Here is a 20,150-nt window from a genome sequence, read left to right on the forward strand (position 1 = left end):
TTTACCGACACATGGCACACCTAGTCACATGCGGGGCCCTCGAGCGGGTCGGACGTGGCTATCGCACCACCCCGCTGGGGCAGCGGTGGTTGGCTGAAGCCCAGGCCCACATCGAGTGGAACCTGTTCGATCGTGTGTACCCTCCCTTCGCCCACATTCCAACTCCGTATCATAAGGCGCTCCTGGAGCTCCTCCTCGCGGCTGCGGTGGTCCGGCGAGCTGGCCTTCACGCGGATCATCTCTGCGCCTTTGTCGTGATGGGAACCACGTTACGCTGGAAGACGTCGCTGGGGCGCATGGCCTGCGCCATGCTCGGCGTCGATCCGAACGTGAGTCTGATCGATCTGGCGTCGGAAGCCGGCCGATCGGTGTTTGTCCGACGGACCAGCGACGGACATCTGCTCTCGGAACGCAATGTGCTGTCCACCCCCCCTCGCCGTGTTTGACGACTATCTGCAAGCCAACGACGCCGTCCGGGCCGCTGTGCGCCCCTTTTTGAGCGGTCGCCGCACCGTGCCCTATGAGAACGGCGTGATTGCCGTCGACTGCGTGACGCTGTTGACGCTCAATCCGCGAGCCAAGTCGACGGTGGAGCATCAAACCACGTTGACGCCCGCCCAGCTGCGGCGCGTGATCATTTGTAATCTGGACACGGTCGCCATGCCGGATCTGTCACTTACCGGTCATCAGGCTCTGGAGGCCGCCGGGCAGCACGGCCCGCTCACCCTGCCCGGGCTGCGCACCGATTTGCAGGAACATCGGGGCGCCGTGGTGCAGGGGGTGCGTGATCTGGTCCGGCCCGAGATGCACGATCGGATCGATACTGAAATGCTGCGCCTTCTCGCCTCGGGCATGACCGCGTTCATCGACGACGACACCCGAGCGATCCAGCAGATGCTCTACAATGTCGGCTTGACGATGGAAACCCTCGGATGGGCCCGTCCTGACTGGGTCCAGGCCGTGCGAGAATTCTCGCTCGTTCGCCCTCAGCCTGACCCCAGGAGACTGCCACCTCGACGGTGTCCCTCCACCACAGAATTGCGGCAGGCCGAGCGGATCAAACAGGCGATAGGGGCCCGTGGCCTCACGGACGTCGTGGATGTGCTGTTCATCCTGTCGGTGATTGATGGCCATGGACTCTTCCATCCGCCTACTCCAGCCCCGAAGCAGCGCAGCAAAGACATCCGGCGCAAGGCAAAGGCAACAGCCAATCGGCTCCGTCGACGCATTCAAGAAATTCGGGCGGGAACCCGTGCGGCCACAGACGAGCGAGAACGGCGGCTCGCCCAGGAGTGGCCTCGACTCGGCCAAGCGGCGCTCCACCTGGAGGAAGAGAAAATCCGGTGTGCGGAGTATCAGACGATGCGCGGGGGCCGGATAGTGCCGGGGGGAAAATATGCGAATCGTCGGCCCGCCAAAGAATTGACCCATGCTCTCTCGCTGATCGACTACCACCTCGAGCATGGGAAGCACTGGGCAAGACCGCAATGGGGCCTGTCTGACGGATATCGTGGTCGCGGTTCAAGCCCTCCGCGAGGACGTCGGCTTCGTGGCGGCACGCGTCCGAGACCGACTCCGCAAAGCGAAGAAGCATGATGCGTTGCAGATCTGGAGGAGTGAGTATCTGGAGGCCTTGAGCACGGTGGTGGTTACCGAGGAGATGCAGGGCATGCTGGAGCGGAAACGGCAGTTTGCTGAACTGCTGAGCACGCTCTACTCGCCCGAGTCGTCGGCATCAGAGCAAGAAGCGGTGGCGGCTCGGCTCGGTCCTTCCTTTCGTGTTGCTTAAGTGATCAGCATCATTGCCTGCTAGACATCGTCCTCTTTGATAAAACTGTAGACGTGCTCCTCAATCGTCCCACATCGGGCAAGCCCATGGGACGCTCCTGGGACAGATCGTGAGACAATGGGACATGGACCGCTCTGTCGAGGAGTAGCAGCGATGAGTGACACTGGGAGCATAGAAAAGTTACGAAATGCGATGTTCGGGCAAAACCAGGATTTCTAGCTTACGATTGTGTATGGTGCCCGCGATTTCTCCTTCTCGGTGGAGAAGAAGGTAGGGTGGCGGCGGGCCGGACCAGATCATCAAAAATGAGTCCCCGCAGAACTCTCGCATGGTGTCTCGGGCCGGCTAGGTCGGAGCGTCACCTCGCTGTGGACGGTCCACCTCTATCCATAAATATAGGGAAGAGTGCCTCGCTGGACGCGGATTGAGGCCTCCGTCGCTGCTCTGAAATCAGTCTTTCCAAAGAGGGAGGGGGGCGAAGGGAGAAGGAATGGAGGGAAGCATGGAGGCGCCACTGACTTCGGAGCAAGCGCCTCCGGATCGAGGTGCGTCGAGGGGGCCTCGTACCGTTACCCACAACGGTGCTGCGCCGGGCGGGTGGAGAACTCCCGCCAGTCTGTTAGATGCTCTCGCACTCCACGCTCGTCGGCCTGCGCATCTATCTGGATGAATTGGCAGGGCAGCTCGTGCAACAGAAGCCGACCTCTACCACAGCCCGGACCTATTTGAAGCGGAGACGCTTCTTCATCACATGGCTTAAGCAGGGAAGAGACCCACATCTACGTCGCCTCGATCGTCTTTGTCTTGAGACCTCTCGCGATTGGATCGATCGGCGGTTTTCGAATATCCGGACGAAAAATGGCTACCTGACGGCCGTCCGCCAATTTCTGAACTGGCTCGTGCCGTTGCATCCCGGATTGGTCAATTCGACCGATCTCGTACAAGGCTGGCGCTGCAGTCGGCAGCACACCCGGCGGCATCTGCCCGTGGAGGATGCCAAAGCGTTACTGACGTCACTTGAAACAGATCCGCGGAAGACAGAGGTGCAGCGTGCCCGCAATGTCGCGATGGCCTATCTGATGCTCAAGACCGGGCTGCGGACGGGTGAGGTGAGCCGGGCGCGGATCGAACATCTGCAGGAGCTCGTGCCTGGGGAGAAGTGGCGGCTGTGGGCGCATGGGAAGGGGAGAGCGTCCGCCGATGAGTCGGGGCAGGCCACCTGGGCCTTGAACGTCGCTCCGTGATTCCGTCTCGGTCTCTTCATTGCCTCGCTCCTCTCGTCGGCCACCTCCCGGTGGCGTGGGTGAAGCCAGGCTACCATTTATCACACTGTCCGCATTTCCGGAGCCCTCTCTGTGCAGCGATAAGAAAATCCCCCTCGCATGGGAATGGCTGCTACAGGTGTTAAACGTTTGAGTGAATACCTAAAGGCTAATTTCGTTGTAATGAAAATAGTCTACCGTTTTATATACAACCGCCTAGAGCAAAATAAGCACACTTGTACGGCAAGATGTCTCTCAGTACCGAGCGGCTGGAGTAGAACTAATCTGCACGTCGCGCACTGTGGTTCCGGTCATTGGAGTTTTATCGACATAGGCGGAACACCGTCATCTTCGGCTTGTTGATAGCCTAAGGTCAGCATGACGATTCCCACGAGCACCATGGGCAAGGAGAGAATTTGGCCCATGGTGATCGGTCCGAAAATAAATCCCAAGTGCTGATCCGGGTCACGGAAGAATTCACCGATCAGTCGGCTGATGCCGTATCCGGTGATGAAACTCCAAAAGAGTGTGCCGGGCGGGGTCGGACGTCGGTCAATCCACCATAATGCAGTGAACAAAACAAGGCCTTCCAGCGTGGCCTCATACAATTGCGACGGGTGGCGGCAGATGGGTCCTCCTGCCGGAAAGACCATGCACCAATCTACATCGGTTGATCGACCGAAGAGCTCGCCATTGATAAAATTCCCGATCCGACCGAACCCTAAGCCGATCGGTGTCACGCAGGCAGCCAAGTCTGCGATGGTATAGGCAGGGATCCCTTGCCTTCGGCTGAACCAGATCAGCGCGATGATGGTTCCGAGGAGCCCCCCGTGAAAGGACATGCCTCCTTCCCAGACCGCCAGGAGTTTCAGAGGGTTTTGGATATAGTCTGAAAAGTTATAAAAGAGCGTGTAGCCGATCCGCCCGCCGAGAAACACGCCGAAGGCGGCATACACGACCATGTCATAAATCTGGTCTTTCCTGATCGCTAACCCTTTACGCGCAACGTTGTGTTGAATAAAGAAGTACGCCGCGGTTAGGCCGATCAGGTACATCAGCCCGTACCAGCGGAGCTGAATGGGTCCCAGAGCCACAAGAACCGGGTCGATGTTTGGGTAGGGGATGGCGGCTGGGGGACCCATTACAGTGCTTTCAGAATCGGCCTTCGTGTGACGGTGCTCATAGCTTGAAAGGAACACGAATCTAGCACACGCAGTATCCTTTGCATCCTACGGCAAAACTTGCCGCGGGATCATACGGGGCTCATCTGTCAATACAAACGCAATCAGTCCAATGATGATCTCAAAAAATGGAACGGAGTGGTGGATTCAATGAAATTCCGTTTAGCGATCTACCTCTATGCCATCAGCAATCAGCGGCAAGCCAAAATGAAAGTGACGAACTAAGTCAACTTAAAAACATAGTGGAAAGCTTAGCGGCAGTTCATTTCTTCCACTAGCGCTACCTACGTTTCGAGATTTTGGGTCTCTTCCTTACACAAGGTTGTCAATAGCCACACGCGGTCATGTCGCTTCGTCGAGATGAATAACTGCCGTTGGACTCATCGAATGGAAGGGGTCTGCCATATCCGTCCAGATATTGTATTTAATAACCATTCGAGACCGGAGAAAACACAAGCTGGCATACTCACCCGCTGGAATTCTGATGATATCCTTTATCACTCCATACCATGTCTTAAACCCCCTTTCACAACCTGCCTGTGGCGTCGGCTGAACCCCAAGAAATCCGAGATAGATCGGGGCCGAGAGGTCATTGTGCCACCGGATTTCCTCACCTACAACCGCATACAATTCAGCGGGATCAATGGAGGCCTGGCCGGTGATATGGATGTCATGGACGCGAAGCGGCCTGGCCGCCTTTGAGAATACGGTACAGCCGACGAAGACGACCAAGAGCAATAGAATAGAGCTGAGGCCTACGTACGTTGGCATAATGACCATCTTTGATCGCTTTGAACACATATATGAAGTATGAAGGGAGGAAGGTCACACAACATCAGGCTTTCCGTTGTCTACTGTGCGATCGACGGTTTTCGTTTGTATTAACAATACTTCTGGAGAAGAAACTCAACGAGCTTGGGGAGACCATAGCCATGTCGCACAAAACAGCTATTGCGAAAGAATGTGTACTCTGGAAAAAGCTGCGATCAGGCATCACACTACATTAAATTTTTTCGACCTGCTAAACCGTTACCCTTTCGACGGCATCGTGCATATACCTATATAGTGATGGCTAACGGCATATGCAACATTTTAAACTCTCATGTTTTAGCCAGAAACTTATCACCTGATTGGATGAAGCTTCGCCGCGCCTGGCTTCTATGCGAATCCACGAACATTGGCGTGGCTGAGTCCCTCCTGCCCTATGGACTGCTGAGTTTATAGGACCTCTATCTCGACCCATATAATAATCTGATAAGTCATTGGTCGCGGCCGTTGATAGCAGAGAGTATGTGTGCCAATTCCTTCCTGAGTACCTCTGCAATCGCTCTGTACTGCATAGCGTTGTCAGAAAGCTTCGCCATTTCTAATTCCAGATTGACCGAATTTGCATCTAACGGAAGGTCGGCGGCGGGAACCTCCGCAATCCGTTCCTCGGTGGTCACGATTGGTAGCATCAGATGTCGAGCATTCGTTATATGCATGATCACGCCCTTTGCATCCTGACGCGCAGCAGCTAATGCATCTTTAAAGTGGAGCTCTTTGGCACGATACCCTGGTGTTTCTTCATTAGCGATATTGGCTATACTCACACGGTGCTGGACCGCTCGTAAATCCAAAACCCGCGCCAATTCAAACGATTCGTCAAAAATTTTCATGGCCCACCCTCCGTCTGCCAGCAAGTGGCAGTCGAATCAGATATTAACCTTAAGTCGATCGTATTTCCTCGGATTCTTCCACTTTTTAACATTCGCTCAGCTTATCCCTTTCAGCATTCTCTCGGACTTGATTCGTGACATAGTAATCCCGTATAAGCAAAATAAATACCAATTAGTCACGATAATTTGTTAATTCAATGAATTCCAAGGAATAATCAGAACATAGTACACGATTGCAACAAGGACGGGCGTCAATTAACCTGCCACACAACGGTACCACACGTCATTTCTTTGACAGAAAATGGGGACAGTGATCGAAGGAAGGGGAAGAATTGCGACTGAAAAAGTGTCCGAATCGATGACGGAGCTTCATTGATTAGAAGCGGCCGCTAAGCGCCTCACTATATTGATGTTTGTCGAGCACCAAATTGCTGAAGAGTGCAGCGCCACAAGGAGAAACTAACTAGCCAGATGGTCCTTAGCACGTTGCAGTAAGTGTTGTAAATATTCTGGACAATAGGCGCTGCGGGTTCTGCTTCTTTGCTCTTTCGCTTAGCCTTTCCGTATTCTTCGACACGAAGTTGCGCAGAGGCTGAAAAACGCATAGCCTGCTTAGGCTGCTTGTGTTGCTGTTTGATCGATAGTGCATTACTTTTTTGTGGTAATCAATGGCAGATCTTCACCCAACTTCTCGGTGCATCTAACCAATTGGTCATTAGTCGAATTTTAAGACCAATACTGCCATCAAGGCTGGTAAGTTTGCCAAAGTCTTAGATCAGTTTTCCATGTGGTAAGTATTGGCACGAAAACCGTTTGCATCTGTCTTTCCGCGATGGCCTGCACCGGCTAGGCTAGTTTCGCGTCCAGTGTTCGCACACAGTTATGGCTCATTTGTTCTTGATGTATCGCAGAGCAGACATTCGACCCTCCCTTTACATGAAAAGGATTATCCACGGACGGAGTGACTGCTGATTATCGTTCTTTGCATGCCTATGCGAAATATGCTGTTAGAAACGTGCTCGTCTTGCTTCACACAAAACGTTGGCGGGGGGAATGGTGTGGGTCGAAGAGTTCTGTATAACCGTGGCGTTGTCGCGATCATAATAATCATGTATCTGCTGGCAGGAAAGGCCTATGCAGGTGATGACAAGAAGCCGGATGATGCGCCGCCAAACAAGGTATTAGATTGTCGCTACCAGCAGGTTTCCAAATTCTCGGATAGTGAAACGATCAGTGATACATTTCCGACTGACGATCTCTTTCGCCCCCTCTTAGCCGATCCGAAACAGCCGCAGTTCTTCGCTCTCTGGCAAACCACCCAATCACGCCTTGAACGGACCAATGCGAATATCGGATCGATAGGTATTGGTGAGAATGTCGGCTTTTATACCAGGCGCAAGGGATGTAACGGCTGGCAGATCAGCCTGCTGACGGGCATTTTTGCGCAATTTGACTTGGATACGTCGAATGCGGAACTTATCAATGTCGACTTCAACGTCGGCATCCCGCTGACCTGGCGTCACGGAAACTGGTCGGCGCGTCTGCGCTTTTATCAGCAGAGCAGTCATATCGGGGATGAGTTCCTGGGGGCGCACCCTGGATTCCAATCGATCGGCCTCCAGTATGAGGAAGTGGACATGATCGTGTCGTATGATTTCCAGACATGGTTGCGCCTGTATGGGGGAGGAGCGGTGCTGGTTAACCGGCAACCGTCCACGATCGACCGCTTTACAGGACAATGGGGATTCGAAGCGCGGACGCCGACGCCGTTGGGGCGATCATATGTGTTGGGTCTGCTCTCGAATCCGATCCTCTTTTCGCCCCTCCTGACGGCGGACTTTAAGTCGGTCGAGACGCAAAACTGGCATATCAATACGAACCTCTTGATGGGCTTCGAGATGTCTCGGGCCGGTTTCCTGAAGCGTCTTCGGATTCTCATCAACTACTATCACGGATATAATCCGTATGGGCAATTCTTCTATTCGCAGAAGACCGACTCATTTGGTGTCGGCGCATATTTTATGTTCTAGAGACGTAGGCCTCGGCGGTGGTATCGTTGAAGACTATGCCCTCCACAAAATCGATTTCCTCAGTGGCGCCGTTTGTAAGAGATTCCCGAGTCAGTCTTGACGTGCCGACATAGCCGGCCATGAACGACAGGTTCGCTGGCCAAACGGGAGGCGGACTGCTTGGTAATGATGCACATGTTGCGACTCGTGGCATAAACGAGGGAGCTGATGCATACACACCGACCACAATAAAATTAACCACCAGCAGTGCGACAGCAATTCCTTTGTATAGTGGGGAGCTCATTGAGCGGATAAGACAAACCTTACGGCACCAAAGCTACCGCAGTATCCGACGAGAAGCCAAACTGACTGTCAGCGCCACAGTGGCTCTTTAGCTGCGCTATTAAACAGCTTGAAGACTGACACTCTATAGAAGGGACCAGCGCGGTTGTACAAGGTCCAAACTCTTGTGAGTTTATCAATCGCCTTTTCAGGCCTCCATTGCTGTTGCCTATCGAACCCGCATCCCATTCCTAAATTCGAGCTTCGACTGTCCCTTTTGGATTCTTACAGGAGAGTTTTGCGCTTCTCGTCAAATTCCTCTTTGCTGATCTCCCCTCTGGCGTAGCGCTTTTTCAGAATCTCCAAGGCTGATTCTGCTTCCCGTGACGCTGACCCAGGCCGTCCTCGTTCCAACCATGACTTGACCCATAGAACGATTGCCACGAGCGCGACTGTCCAAAATGCTACCATGAGCACATAACCGAACCATCCCCACATTCCCATCATGGGTTCATGCATGCCGGTCGCCTGTAGCGTTCATCAACTGCTCATTTGGGGCCTATTACGGTCAGTCTCTCAGGTTCTGTTCGACCGCGCGATTGGCTTCCTCCCTGGGAGCACATCATCTTAAGATTGACTTGTTATGGTTTGGTCCCAGGGCTGATTCGTATGAGCGGCGAGCGGTCGCTTTCCACCTGCACTGTTGTGTGTTCAATGCCGAATCGTTCCAGGAGAAGCGCTTGCAGGTCTTTCAAGATATGCTGGCCATCAGACAAATCATCCACCAAAACATGAGCGCTCATGGCCTCCTTGCCTGACGTGAGCGTCCAGACATGAAGATCGTGGACATCGCGGACACCATGGGACACACGCATGGCGGCTTCGATGTCTCGGACATCCAGGTGCGGTGGAACGCCTTCCATTAAAATCTGTACTGCCTGCTTGATCAGATTCCAGGTTCGAGGCAGGATGAATAGGCCGATCGCTCCACTGATCAACGGATCGGCAAGTGTCCATCCTGTGAAGTGAATGATGAGCGCAGCCGCGATGACGCCGAGCGAGGCCATGGCGTCACCAAGCACCTCGAAATAAGCGCCACGAAGATTCAAACTTTCATCGGCTCCCCGATGAAGTAGCCACATGCTGGTGAGGTTCACGCTTAACCCGACGACTGCGATCGTCAACATGGGGCCAGCTAAGACTTCCGGGGGCGACCAGAGGCGTTGATAGGCTTCGTAAAGAATGAAAGTCGCCATACTGAGCAACAACACGCCGTTTGCGAGCGCGGCCAGAATTTCCATGCGCACGTATCCATAGGTATTAGTCGCCGTGGGCGGCTTGGAAGCAAACCAGATGGCAAAGAGACTCAGACAGATGCCGGCCACATCCGTTAGCATATGGCCGGCGTCCGCTAACAACGCCAAACTTCCCGTCCAGATCGCTCCGACCACTTCCAGGATCAGAAAGGCGACGGTCAGTCCAAGCGCCCAGCCCAGCCTAACGCGGTGACGCTTTCCTGATGTTGTCCCGGGAGGTTCCGGCTGATCAGCGGATAACTCCATCTCTCTCATTCACGCATTTCCTTCCCTTTAGGTTTGCCCGCTAAGTCTGCTTACTGTGCTCATGAATGGACAGTGCGCAGGCACCCCATGGTAACCAGTCACGACACGTTTCGCTGGTACGCTTCGACTCCTTCTTTCGCATTGACGGCCGATCACAAGAGCGGCGCCGGATCGGGTCTCCATTACCTGAAGATCATTCACGAGTGCGTTCTGCTCTACGCGCCTCAAGGCGCATTCAAGCTGCCTTGAAAAACTATTGTGCGCAATTTTGGAAGATCTCGTCGCAATGGTCGTCGGCGATACCAGCAGTCGGGACGGACCTGTATTCGATCCCTATGACCCGATCCTCACTGATGCTGACCCTCGCCCAGCACCCATGATGAGCCCCTGATCTGCTCGATTTAGAGCCTGGGAACGACTTTTCAAACATCGACGCCTCTTTATAGTAGTTCAGTATGATTCCCCCGGCCACTGGGATTTCTCGAAGGGGACTCCCGGCACAGGCAAGGAGGTCCTGTCTCGATTTCCCAATCAGTGTTTCGGGAAGAGAGACGTGAGGCGCTTGATGGATGGTTGTGCAGCCGAGGAATACTACAACCGCGAATCCAATGACCATTTCCAAAAGCGTCATTGCGCCGCGTGACTTTATCGTGCCGTCCATGCCTGATGAATCCTACCTAGGTAGCGTCGACTGCCTGACCCCATGCTCGAGCGCGACATTCTCGAAGGGCTTAGAACCATGGTATCAATATCATATGTCGAGAGGACGGCAATGGCGTGCTTTCTACTGGCCGCACAGTTCACGACGTAGCCCGAATGCTCAAGTCGATCTCGACAGACGAGTCGGATATCCGGATCATCATCGACCACGAGAATACTTTTCACGCTCGTTCCGGCTCTTCCTCTGTACCTTTTGATGCTCATGACGATGATGTATTTCCGGGACATGCAGATGATCATGAGCAAACGAGTAGTGCCGATGGCGATGAGCATGGGGTCTCTGGGGTCCCACCTCTTCAATTTCTTCATGCTGGTGATGATCTGTATGCGCATGGTGGTGATCCTGTTCCATCTCATCATGAACATGATGATGAGCATGGCGTTCAGAGAGCAGCAGGACGACGCCGAAGCCCATGAGCAACCCGGCCAGCGTGGTCTTCATTGTCCAGTGCTCGCCGAGAATGGGAACCGCGGCCACCGCGCCCACGAATGGAGCGACGGCAAAAACCCCGGCTTCGCGCGCTGCCCCCAGGAGCCGAAGAGCATGCACATCCAGGACGAGGCTGATGCCATGGCTCAGGAACCCAATCGCCAGCGCTGTGATCAGGATCGGCGGGAACGGTATTGTCTGCCCAAGAAGGAACGCGATGATGAGACTGCAGGCACCTGCGCCAAGCGCTTTCACGCGCACGATTGCGATTGGGTCGTGAAGCGACAAGCGTTGGGTCAGGTTGTTATCGATGGCCCAACACAGACAGGCGGCGGCAATGGCGTAGGCGCCGAGCGACTCCGTCCAAAACTTATCCGGCTGATAACTCAGCACACCAGCACCGATCACAATCAGAAAAACTGCTCCCACCTCGCGTCGGCCGAGATACTCCTGGAACAAGCTGACGGCAAGCAGGATCGTGAACAGTGCCTCCAGGTTCAGCAAAAGCGACCCCACGACTGCCGAAACCCGCTGAAGTCCGATGAGGAGGAGAATTGGACCGAGGACGCCGCCGGTCATCAGAATTCCGAGCAGGAGACCGGCGTCTTCGCGTTTCACCGGTGTCTCGTGTCTGAATCGACTTGCGGTCCTAGAACCCGGCACCAGTCGTTCGAAGAGCAGCAGACCGATTCCTGCTCCCAGATAGAGCAGAGCGGCAAGAGGGACCGGATCGCTTTCCAGGAGAAGCAGTTTCGCGAGAGGGCTGCTGAGACCAAATAGGATCGCCGCTGCGAGCCCGCAGCAGCCCCTTGCAGGACCATCGTCTGGAAGAATCGTTGGTTCTTGGGCATTATCCTTGTTCAGTAATTGACCGTAGCAAGTCTTTTTTGCCGTCTCTGCCTGCTACGCGTTCGTTGCTGGCTCCACTCAGGCTTCCTGGGAACGTGCTCTGGCAGACACCTTCTCCATCTCTGAAGAGTCTATCGGCACTCCCCGAAAACGACGTGTCCAGACTTCCCGCAGGCGCTCTTCCCAAACATAGAGCGTGGGAAGGACGAGGAGCGTGAGTGCCGTCGATGTCACAAGTCCGCCGATCACCACGGTCGCGAGCGGGCGTTGCACTTCCGCACCGGCGGAGGTCGAAAGTGCCATAGGCACGAATCCCAAGCTGGCCACTAGCGCGGTCATTAGGACTGGGCGCATGCGAATCAACGCGCCTTCGTTGGCTGCGTCTTTGGCGGAACGACCTTGCTTGCGGAGGTCGAGAATGTAGGACATGAGTACAACACCGTTGAGAACCGCCACGCCGAAGAGGGCGATGAACCCCACTCCGGCGGAGATCGAGAAGGGCATCCCGCGAAGCGCCAAGGCAAAAATACCCCCGGTCGCTGCCAGCGGCACGTTGAGGTAAATAAGCAGCGCCGGCCTGAGGCTATTGAACGTCGTGTACAAGAGGACAAAGATCAGAAACAGCGCAATCGGGACAACAATGGCGAGCCGAGCAGACGCCCGCTGCAGATTTTCAAACTCACCCCCCCATTCAATCCAGTACCCAGGCGGCAGGGTCACTTGGCTTTCCACCGCCTTCTGCGCTGCGCCAACAAATCCGGCGAGGTCTCGACCGCGCACATTGGTTTCGACCGCCAGCCTCCGTTGGATGTTTTCCCGGCTGATCTGCGCCAGGCCGGTTTCGGTACGAATATCCGCCAATTGCCTGAGGGGAATGAGGCGGCCTTGTGAATCGGCGATGCGAATATCCAAAATGCGCTCGAAATTCTTGCGGTCTTCAGGACTGAACCGCACTTGCATGAAGAACCGGCGGTTGCCTTGCACGACTTGACCGACAATTCGGCCCCCCAACGCGGTGACAGTATCCAAAATCTGCCCGGCATTGATGCCATAGCGAGCGATCTTCTCCCGGTCGATGGCCACCACCTGGTACGGCATACCGGCCACCTGCTCAGCCTTGGTGTCTGCCGCCCCGGGAACTTGTGAGACCGCCCGGACGACCTGGTCGCCGAGGCGGCGGAGTGTCTCCATATTTTCACCGAAAATGGTAATGGCGATGTCGGATCGCACTCCCGCGATCAATTCCTGGACGCGGAGTTCAATCGGCTGGGAATAGCTGAATGTGTTGCCAGGAACGGCCTTGGTCAATGCCTGGTTGATCGCATCAATCAAATCGTCCTTCGTCCTGGCGGTCGTCCACTCCGAATCAGGCTTCAAAATGAGATAAATGTCGCTGACCTCGACACCCATCGGATCGGTCGCGATTTCTGCTCGTCCGGTTCTCGATACGCTCGTGACCACTTCAGGAAACTCCTTGAGGACCTGCTCGATGCGGGTGGTGGTCCGAACCGACTCCTCCAGCGAGACGCTCGGCAACCGCCAGGCTTGCAGGGCGATGGTGCCTTCATCAAGCGTCGGAATGAACTCCGCGCCAAGGAATGCCGCCACACCGAGGCTGGTTGCAAACAGCGCAGCGGCGACGCTCCCCGCAATGGCCGGGTGCTGCATCGTCTTTGAGAGGAGCGGGCGATACCCTCGTTTGGCTTGCCGAATGATCCAAGTCTCCTCTTCCTTCACACCGCGGCGAAGGAACAGGCTCGCCAGTACCGGCGTCAAGGTCAGGGTCAGCACGAGCGACCCGACGAGCGCAAAGATGACGGTCACGGCCATCGGACGAAACATCTTTCCTTCAATGCCTTGCAGAGTCAGAATCGGCAAGTAGACGATGATAATGATGCCGACTGCAAACACGATCGGACGGAGCACTTCTCGGCCCGCTTCGGTGACGACCCTCCGAATGTCTGCCTCCGACAGACGCTGGCTATCCTGAGCGACTCGCCGTCGTTCGGCGAGATGCCGAATGGTGTTCTCAATCATGACGACGGACGCATCCACAATAAGACCGAAGTCAATCGCACCGAGACTCATGAGGTTACCCGAAATGTTGGCGGTCAACATCCCGGTGAACGCCACCAGCATGGAGAGCGGGATGGCCGCGGCGACGATCAGACCGGCACGGAGATTTCCTAGAATGAGAAACAACACGGCGACTACGAGCAGCGCACCTTCCGTCAAATTCGTGGCGACGGTCTTGATCGTTTTTCTGACCAGGTCCGTCCGATCGTAATAGGGCTCGATGGTCACGCCGGGCGGCAAGGTCTTTTCGATCTGCTGAAGCTTGGTTTTCACCCGATCCACCACGACGCGTCCATTTTCTCCGATCAGCATCATGACGATGCCCGTGACGGCCTCGCCGCGGCCGTCGCGGGTGACCGCGCCTTGCCGGACCATCGGAGCGAAGCGTGCCTTGCCCAAATTGCGAATATAGATAGGCGTCCCGTCGTGCCCTGTCGCGACAATGATATTGTCGATGTCCTCCAGTGTTTGCACCAGGCCTTCGCCCCGGATCAAATACTGTTCTTGGGCATGTTCGATATAGCCTCCGCCTGAGTTGGCATTGTTCTGTTCGAGCGTCCCGAAGACTTGTGCGATTGGAATCTTATAGGAGACCAGTTTGGCGGCATCGAGTTGCACTTCATACGTCTTCAGCTCTCCGCCGTAGGTGTTGATTTCCACCACCCCGGGAACGGAGCGGAGCTTGAACGCAATATCCCACTCCAAAATCGTCCGTAGGTCCATGAGGGAGTAGCCGTTCCCTTTGACCTCAAATTGGTAAATCTCCCCCAGTCCCGTGGAAATCGGCCCCATTTCGGGATTGCCGAAACGAGGCCCGATCGCTTCGCGGGCCCGTGGCAGGCGTTCCATCACCAGACGTCGGCAGAAGTAAATGTCCATGCCCTCGTCAAAATAGATGGTCACCGCCGAGAGGCCGAACCGGGAGACCGAGCGAATCAGTGTGATACCCGGCAAGCCGGACATCGCCGTCTCGACCGGGAAGGTGATGAATTGTTCAACCTCCACCGGAGAGAGGCCCGGCGCATTCGTGAGGATCTGCACTTGGTTCGGTGTCACGTCCGGGACGGCATCGATGGGTAGCTGCCGCATGGCATAGACGCCGCTGACGACGATAAGACCGGCAAACACCAGGATCAGAAACCGGTTGGCGAGCGAAAATTCGAGGACTCGATTCAGCATGGTCGGTGACCTCCGAGGAGCATCAGTCGCTAGCCTCCACCGATCTGTTCTTTCAGTAAAATTGACTTGAGATAGAAAGACCCGGTCGTCACAATCGTCTCACCCTCACGCAAGCTCGACTGGATCTCGGCGTACGGTGGTGATCGCCGTCCCATGGTCACCTGCCTGACCTCATACGTGCCTGGTTTTTTTTCCACAAATGCCACGGTCTTGTCGTCCACCTGCTGAAGAGCGTCCAACGGCGCGACCAGCACAGCAGAACCGCCCCCCGGCAAGATGACCGCGGCTCTGGCAAACATGCCGGGCCGGAGACGACGCTGTGAGTTCTGAATTTCGACCCGCGCATCGATTGTGCGGGTCGCGGAATTCAGGACATCACTGAGATAGACGATGGTTCCCTTGAAGGTTTCGCCGGGAAAGGCGTCCACCGTAATCTCCACATCGGCTCCCTTCCGCACGACCGCGAGATTCTCCTCGTAGACATCAAGGATGATCCACACCGTAGCCAGGTCGGCGATCGTAAAGGCCTTATCCTTGGGACTGATCAATTCTCCCAAGGTTATTGTCCGCTCGATGACGGTCCCGTTCAAGGAAGCGACCAAAGGGAAATACGAGAGGGGTTGACCCTTGGTATTCCAGTCGATGTGTCTGATGTCCTCATCAGAAAGGCCGATGAGGCGTAATGCTTCATGCGCGGCGCGGTAGGCAGCCAGGCTCTTTTCATAGCGTCCCTTGGCATCCAAGAATTCCTTTTCCGAGGTAATCTGTTCTTTGTACAGTCCCTCTTCGCGAACATAGTTCCGCTTATCGACATCGTGATTCGTCTTCGCTTGAAGGAAGTCGGATTTTTTTTGGCCCAATTCGATACTATCCATGAGGGCCAGGACTTGTCCTGCCTTGACCTGCTGTCCCAGCTCCGCTTTGACCTCGATGACTCGGCCTTCGATGCGAGGGCTCAGATGCACCAGGCGGTATTCGTTGGGCTTGATCGAGGCCGTGGCCGTGATTTCATCACGAAAGGGGCGGCGTTCAACCCGGGTTGTCTGAAACGCCTGTCCAGACAGCGCTTCGGCCGGGACTGAGACTTCTTGTTGCACCGTTGACGGAGCCTGTTCTCGATCCGGCTCCTTTCCGGTGGACGTACGGCGCTCTGACGAACTCTGTTGGCCGCTTTCTTCGACGTTGCTCTGCCGGCAGCCGACGCCAAAAAGTCCCACTACGACCAGCAACAGAAGCAATCCACAATTGACCGTGCAGGAGTTGCAGCGGAGCATCGCCGCCCGGTCACAAGTGACGGTTCTGCCCCGCAGAACGACAGAGGCGGCAGTATATGAATTCACGCCGGTCATGGGAGTTCTCCCGTCCACCGTTCAAGACGAGCCAACGCCATCGAGAGGGCCGCGCGCGCCTCGGCGTATTCCAGCTGCATTTGTCGATACACCCGCTGAGAATCGATCAATTCCAGGAGACCCGCTGCGCCTTGACGAAAACTAATGCGAGCAATTCGCAAGGCCTCCTCGGCTTCTTTGAGCAGGCCCTTCTCAAATACCTCGATCTGTTCACGATCCGTGCGCACTTCCTGGGCCAATTCGGTCACGGCTTTGATTAATTCATTCTGAGCCTCTACGCGCTCTGCTTCCGCACGATCTTTCGCGCCCAAGGATGCCTCGATTTCACCTTGACGCCGATACCAGAGCGGCAGAGGCATTTGTAAGCCCGCCATGTAGGCCTCATCTCCTGCCTCCCGATGATATGTTCCCGTCACGGAGACATATGGAATGCGGGACTCCCGTTCCAGTGTGATGATATGTTCCGCTCGTTCGATCTGCTTGGCGGTCCGGCGAAGGATCGGATGCGATTCCAGGGCAGTGGTGATCAGCTGGTCCAGATTGAGGTCCGGCCGTACCAGCGCAAAGTCGCCTTGCACGGAGACGTCTTTGCCGAGCGCTCCAGCCGTCACCGCATTGAGGCCGGCGCGAGCTGCGACGAGGGCATTCTGGGCACGGCTCACATCTTTCGTCGCCTTCTGTAATTCCACATTCGCCTTCACGGCTTCGAAGGGGCGCGCTTGGCCGGCGTCTACACGCGCCTTGATGGTTTGAAAGATGTCTTGAACCGTGGAAAGGTTTTGCATGGTCAGGTCCACGTCCCGTTGAGCCAGCAACAGCCGGTAAAAGGCGACCTTTGCATCGGCACGGACATTCAAGCGCGCCTCTTCCACACCCGCCAAGGCTCCCGAAAGACCTGCCTCGGCAGCCTCTCGGCGTGCTTTTCGCTTGCTGGGGAATTCCACTGGTTGTTCGACGGTTACTGTTCGTTCGACGATCGAGACCCCTGTGCTCGGTTCGTGGATCGAGCCTCGCCCAGCCGACATGTTGATCGACGGATTCAGAAATGCACTCGCGGCTTTCCGATCACCTTGACTCTGCCGGACCCCGCCTTTCGCCGAGCTCATAGCTGGATTCCGTTTCAATGCCAGCTCAAGCACGTCTTCGAGTTTCAAGGTCGGAGTCTCAGCGTCGGCGGCCGCGAACTTCATGCAAGTGATGCTTGCCAAGAGCAGGGTAATGCCCATAACCCACATCTTTGTGTAGCGCATGACAGTCTCCTCATCGCAAAACCAGTTAACAGACGATCAGGCTTGATCGCGGTCCCGACCTCCCCCTATTATTTATCAACACAGCCGCAACGATAACGTAAGCGACGACCGGAATAGCCCACAGGATCTTCGTGTTGTCAAACCCCATGCTGTCAGACCCCCCTGGTGCCAAACCCCAGGAACAGCCATATCGGCTCATGAATAAAGAGAAAGATCACCAAAATTGCAAGGCCCAGCCAGTTGGTCCAACGCATGTCCATCATGAGAGTAGCTCCCTTCATTCCTTCTCGATCTTGTAATTGGGGCATCGTCCATGCGCGGAGCGGGTCTGCATCCCCGCAGGACCAAGCCGCTGTACCGCACCCTGAGAGCAATCCACTCAATACAGAGAGGAGTGTTGGTTGTTCGACCTGATAGACAACACACTGCTGCAACTCCGATGCTTCTAAGAGCAACGTAATGCCAATAAGTCACAGTATCGTCGTGCATGAAGCTTCTTCATTGCCCGCATGGCGGACAATGGTCGCCTATGGTGCGTTGTGTAAACGGCTCTTTGTGACGCGTTAGACGGTGAGGGGAGGATGGAACAGAACCACGACGAAGGTCGGCACGTATAACGAGGGAGTGGAGTTTACATCATCGGTGCGCGGGGACAGGACCTCAGGAACGGCAAGGAGGACCGACTGGAATACAACATGGCAGGGACACCCATCAGCGGTCAGGTTCTCAGGAGTTAACGGAGAATCGGCCGTCATTTTGGCCTGAGCTGTGGCGGGCCCGAGCGGCCACTCACCGAGACATGTGAGACCGGTGAGTTGGATTCCAAGCAGGAAGACCAGCCCGATGAGCAAAACATGTGTGGGTCTCGTATCCAACATCACTTTTCCTGACTATACCATAGCGCTGAGCCAAAGCCACACAATTTGTTGGCTGCATTTTACGAGCTGAGAACACAATGTGCTGGCTGTTCCACGTCTCTGTCATTACAGCCCAGGCAAGAGAAAACGAATAGGCTTCCAAGAAGAATATGCGTATTCCACCTCGTACGAGACTTCTTGAAATTCCCCGACGTGCACGGCCGGCTGCCTCGCGCGGAGATCGCTTCAATGCGCGTTCGTGACAGGAAGGTACGCCAGCTCATCGAAGTTCCCCTGTCCAACGTTCCAACCGCGCCATCTCGATGGAGAAACTCGCCTGTGCCTGTGCATATTCTAGCAACATTTGTCGATGCACTCGTTGGGCATCAATGAATTCGAGAAGGCTCGCAGCACCCTGCTGAAAACTTATCCTTGCGATCCTCAACGTTTCTTCCGCCTGTTTTAATAACCCTTTCTCAAACACCTCGATCCGATCCCGTGCGGCGTGCGCTTGCTCCACCGATTCGGTAATCGCCGCCACTAGTTCGTTTTGTATCCTCACATGTTCTGCTTCAGCGCGTTGCTTCGCCGACAAAGCCCCTGTGATTTCCCCCTGCCGCCGATACCACAGCGGGATGGGGACACTCAATCGAGCCAGGTAGGCCGTCTCGGCCGCTTCCTGTTGAAAGACGCCGGAGATTGTGACAAAGGGGATCAGCGATTGGCGTTCCTGCACCACGCTGTGCTCCGCTCGTTCAATCTCTTTTCGGACACGACGGACAGTCGGGTGCTGTGTTCTAGCGCTTGCAACCAGGCCATCAGGGTTAAGTTCTGGCGGAGGTGATACAAAGTTGCCCTGAACATCGAAATTCTTACCGAGCAAGCCGCCGGTCACCGCATTCAGTCGAGAGCGCCCGACAACCAGGGCGTGTCGTGCATGATTCAGATCATTGCTTACCTTTTGAACTTCCACGTTTGCTTTCAGGGCTTCAAATGGCCTCGCCTGCCCAGCATCCACCCTGGCTTTGACGCCGCGCAGGAACTCCTGCACGATGGCGAGAGCTTCCATTATCAGTTCTTCATTGCGCTGGGCGAGAAGGAGTTGGTAGAAGGCGATCTTGACCTCAGCAAGCAGATTCAAACGAGTCGCATCGAGAGCCGCCTGGGATCCGGCGAGCGAGGCCTCTGCCGCCCGCTGACGGGCTTGACGCATGCCCGGCCACTCCACAGGTTGGCTCACTGCCACTCCACGCTCGAAAAAATTGCTATCGCGGAGACCCTCTCGCGTTCTGCCCGGTCCCAATGTTCCGGTAATGGATGGATTGGGATAGGCCGCTGCAGTCGCTTGAGCACCTCTCCCTTGATCGATGAGAGTGGCCGCTTCCTGCAAAGCTGGATTGTGTTTCAGCGCCATATCGGTCATTTCGTCCAATCGATAGGAACGATGTTCTTGCGCCAGGACCACTGTGCAGGTCAGGAGAACCGGCAAGAGAGCTCCTGTAAAAATCCAAGGTCGAAGGGATAGGTGTGCCATGACTACTCCTCCTTAACTGTGTGGCCAGTAAATTATTTAAGCGTTACCGATCGAAATGAGGAGTCTATTGAAGAATAGGAGGATGGAAAAGAGACTCTACAAATGTGGCTGTGTAAATAGCATGATTTGGAGTCTCCCTGCTTGTTACTAGAGACACCGGCTG

General features: G+C 55.3%; 16 protein-coding genes and 1 pseudogene. 5 read left to right on the top strand and 12 right to left on the bottom strand.

All coding sequences use genetic code 11. From position 1 onward, the window contains the following. Nucleotides 1-11 precede the first annotated feature (11 nt). From A4E19_00355 to A4E19_00370, 4 genes are all read left to right on the top strand, one after another. Complete coding sequence (locus A4E19_00355) at nucleotides 12-446, top strand: hypothetical protein (protein ID OQW36147.1); 435 nt, start codon at nucleotides 12-14, stop codon at nucleotides 444-446. Continuing rightward, entirely contained in the window at nucleotides 439-1,596 is a 1,158-nt protein-coding gene (locus A4E19_00360; GenBank protein OQW36148.1) for a hypothetical protein, read from the top strand. The genes A4E19_00355 and A4E19_00360 overlap by 8 nt, the downstream gene beginning before the upstream one ends. Next, on the top strand, nucleotides 1,550-1,789 hold the full coding sequence (locus tag A4E19_00365) for a hypothetical protein (GenBank protein ID OQW36149.1): 240 nt from the start codon (nucleotides 1,550-1,552) through the stop codon (nucleotides 1,787-1,789). Before A4E19_00360 ends, A4E19_00365 begins: the two co-directional genes overlap by 47 nt. Nucleotides 1,790-2,412: 623 nt before the next feature. Next, entirely contained in the window at nucleotides 2,413-3,033 is a 621-nt protein-coding gene (locus A4E19_00370; protein OQW36150.1) for a hypothetical protein, read from the top strand. A 329-nt stretch (nucleotides 3,034-3,362) separates the two neighbouring features. Here A4E19_00370 and A4E19_00375 read toward each other — a convergent pair whose 3' ends face one another. From A4E19_00375 to A4E19_00385, 3 genes are all read right to left on the bottom strand, one after another. Beyond that, on the bottom strand, nucleotides 3,363-4,175 hold the full coding sequence (locus A4E19_00375) for a prolipoprotein diacylglyceryl transferase (GenBank protein ID OQW36241.1): 813 nt from the start codon (nucleotides 4,173-4,175) through the stop codon (nucleotides 3,363-3,365). A gap of 399 nt (nucleotides 4,176-4,574) precedes the next feature. Beyond that, nucleotides 4,575-5,003 (bottom strand): hypothetical protein, encoded by a 429-nt coding sequence (locus A4E19_00380; protein OQW36151.1) that lies wholly within the window; start codon nucleotides 5,001-5,003, stop codon nucleotides 4,575-4,577. Nucleotides 5,004-5,491: 488 nt separating this feature from the next. Then, nucleotides 5,492-5,890 carry a hypothetical protein gene (locus A4E19_00385; GenBank protein OQW36152.1) on the bottom strand — a complete coding sequence of 133 codons (399 nt, stop codon included), beginning with the start codon at nucleotides 5,888-5,890 and terminating at the stop codon, nucleotides 5,492-5,494. A gap of 1,109 nt (nucleotides 5,891-6,999) precedes the next feature. Between A4E19_00385 and A4E19_00390 the strand changes: the two genes are divergently transcribed. Continuing rightward, on the top strand, nucleotides 7,000-7,920 hold the full coding sequence (locus A4E19_00390; GenBank protein ID OQW36153.1) for a hypothetical protein: 921 nt from the start codon (nucleotides 7,000-7,002) through the stop codon (nucleotides 7,918-7,920). A 546-nt stretch (nucleotides 7,921-8,466) separates the two neighbouring features. Here the strand turns inward: A4E19_00390 and A4E19_00395 are convergent. From A4E19_00395 to A4E19_00435, 9 genes and pseudogenes are all read right to left on the bottom strand, one after another. Next, entirely contained in the window at nucleotides 8,467-8,700 is a 234-nt protein-coding gene (locus A4E19_00395) for a hypothetical protein (GenBank protein OQW36154.1), read from the bottom strand. A gap of 122 nt (nucleotides 8,701-8,822) precedes the next feature. Then, a complete protein-coding gene (locus A4E19_00400; GenBank protein ID OQW36242.1) occupies nucleotides 8,823-9,743 on the bottom strand; it encodes a cation transporter in 921 nt (306 codons plus the stop codon). Nucleotides 9,744-9,996: 253 nt separating this feature from the next. Then, entirely contained in the window at nucleotides 9,997-10,404 is a 408-nt protein-coding gene (locus tag A4E19_00405) for a hypothetical protein (GenBank protein OQW36155.1), read from the bottom strand. 198 nt (nucleotides 10,405-10,602) lie between these two features. Next, nucleotides 10,603-11,727: a hypothetical protein gene (locus A4E19_00410; GenBank protein OQW36156.1), complete on the bottom strand. Its 1,125-nt coding sequence runs from the start codon at nucleotides 11,725-11,727 to the stop codon at nucleotides 10,603-10,605. Between the two features lie 198 nt (nucleotides 11,728-11,925). Beyond that, nucleotides 11,926-14,997 (bottom strand): annotated as a pseudogene (locus A4E19_00415) (cation transporter). Nucleotides 14,998-15,026: 29 nt separating this feature from the next. Then, the gene (locus A4E19_00420) at nucleotides 15,027-16,346 is read right to left on the bottom strand and encodes a hypothetical protein (GenBank protein OQW36157.1); all 1,320 of its coding nucleotides are present in this window, start codon (nucleotides 16,344-16,346) and stop codon (nucleotides 15,027-15,029) included. After that, nucleotides 16,343-17,596: a hypothetical protein gene (locus tag A4E19_00425; GenBank protein ID OQW36158.1), complete on the bottom strand. Its 1,254-nt coding sequence runs from the start codon at nucleotides 17,594-17,596 to the stop codon at nucleotides 16,343-16,345. Before A4E19_00425 ends, A4E19_00420 begins: the two co-directional genes overlap by 4 nt. 563 nt (nucleotides 17,597-18,159) lie before the next feature. Continuing rightward, nucleotides 18,160-18,474 carry a hypothetical protein gene (locus A4E19_00430; protein OQW36159.1) on the bottom strand — a complete coding sequence of 105 codons (315 nt, stop codon included), beginning with the start codon at nucleotides 18,472-18,474 and terminating at the stop codon, nucleotides 18,160-18,162. Between the two features lie 259 nt (nucleotides 18,475-18,733). Further along, nucleotides 18,734-19,987 carry a hypothetical protein gene (locus A4E19_00435; GenBank protein ID OQW36160.1) on the bottom strand — a complete coding sequence of 418 codons (1,254 nt, stop codon included), beginning with the start codon at nucleotides 19,985-19,987 and terminating at the stop codon, nucleotides 18,734-18,736. Between the last annotated feature and the right edge of the window lie 163 nt (nucleotides 19,988-20,150).

Source organism: Nitrospira sp. SG-bin1, assembly GCA_002083365.1.
Taxonomy (GTDB): Bacteria; Nitrospirota; Nitrospiria; order Nitrospirales; family Nitrospiraceae; genus Nitrospira_D.

Coding starts and splice junctions, on each gene's coding strand:
- A4E19_00370 (OQW36150.1), top strand. CDS start 2,413: ATGCTCTCGCACTCCACGCTCGTCGGCCTGCGCATCTATCTGGATGAA.
- A4E19_00425 (OQW36158.1), bottom strand. CDS start 17,596: ATGCGCTACACAAAGATGTGGGTTATGGGCATTACCCTGCTCTTGGCA.
- A4E19_00405 (OQW36155.1), bottom strand. CDS start 10,404: ATGGACGGCACGATAAAGTCACGCGGCGCAATGACGCTTTTGGAAATG.
- A4E19_00380 (OQW36151.1), bottom strand. CDS start 5,003: ATGCCAACGTACGTAGGCCTCAGCTCTATTCTATTGCTCTTGGTCGTC.
- A4E19_00390 (OQW36153.1), top strand. CDS start 7,000: ATGTATCTGCTGGCAGGAAAGGCCTATGCAGGTGATGACAAGAAGCCG.
- A4E19_00395 (OQW36154.1), bottom strand. CDS start 8,700: ATGCATGAACCCATGATGGGAATGTGGGGATGGTTCGGTTATGTGCTC.
- A4E19_00355 (OQW36147.1), top strand. CDS start 12: ATGGCACACCTAGTCACATGCGGGGCCCTCGAGCGGGTCGGACGTGGC.
- A4E19_00435 (OQW36160.1), bottom strand. CDS start 19,987: ATGGCACACCTATCCCTTCGACCTTGGATTTTTACAGGAGCTCTCTTG.
- A4E19_00430 (OQW36159.1), bottom strand. CDS start 18,474: ATGTTGGATACGAGACCCACACATGTTTTGCTCATCGGGCTGGTCTTC.
- A4E19_00385 (OQW36152.1), bottom strand. CDS start 5,890: ATGAAAATTTTTGACGAATCGTTTGAATTGGCGCGGGTTTTGGATTTA.
- A4E19_00420 (OQW36157.1), bottom strand. CDS start 16,346: ATGACCGGCGTGAATTCATATACTGCCGCCTCTGTCGTTCTGCGGGGC.
- A4E19_00400 (OQW36242.1), bottom strand. CDS start 9,743: ATGGAGTTATCCGCTGATCAGCCGGAACCTCCCGGGACAACATCAGGA.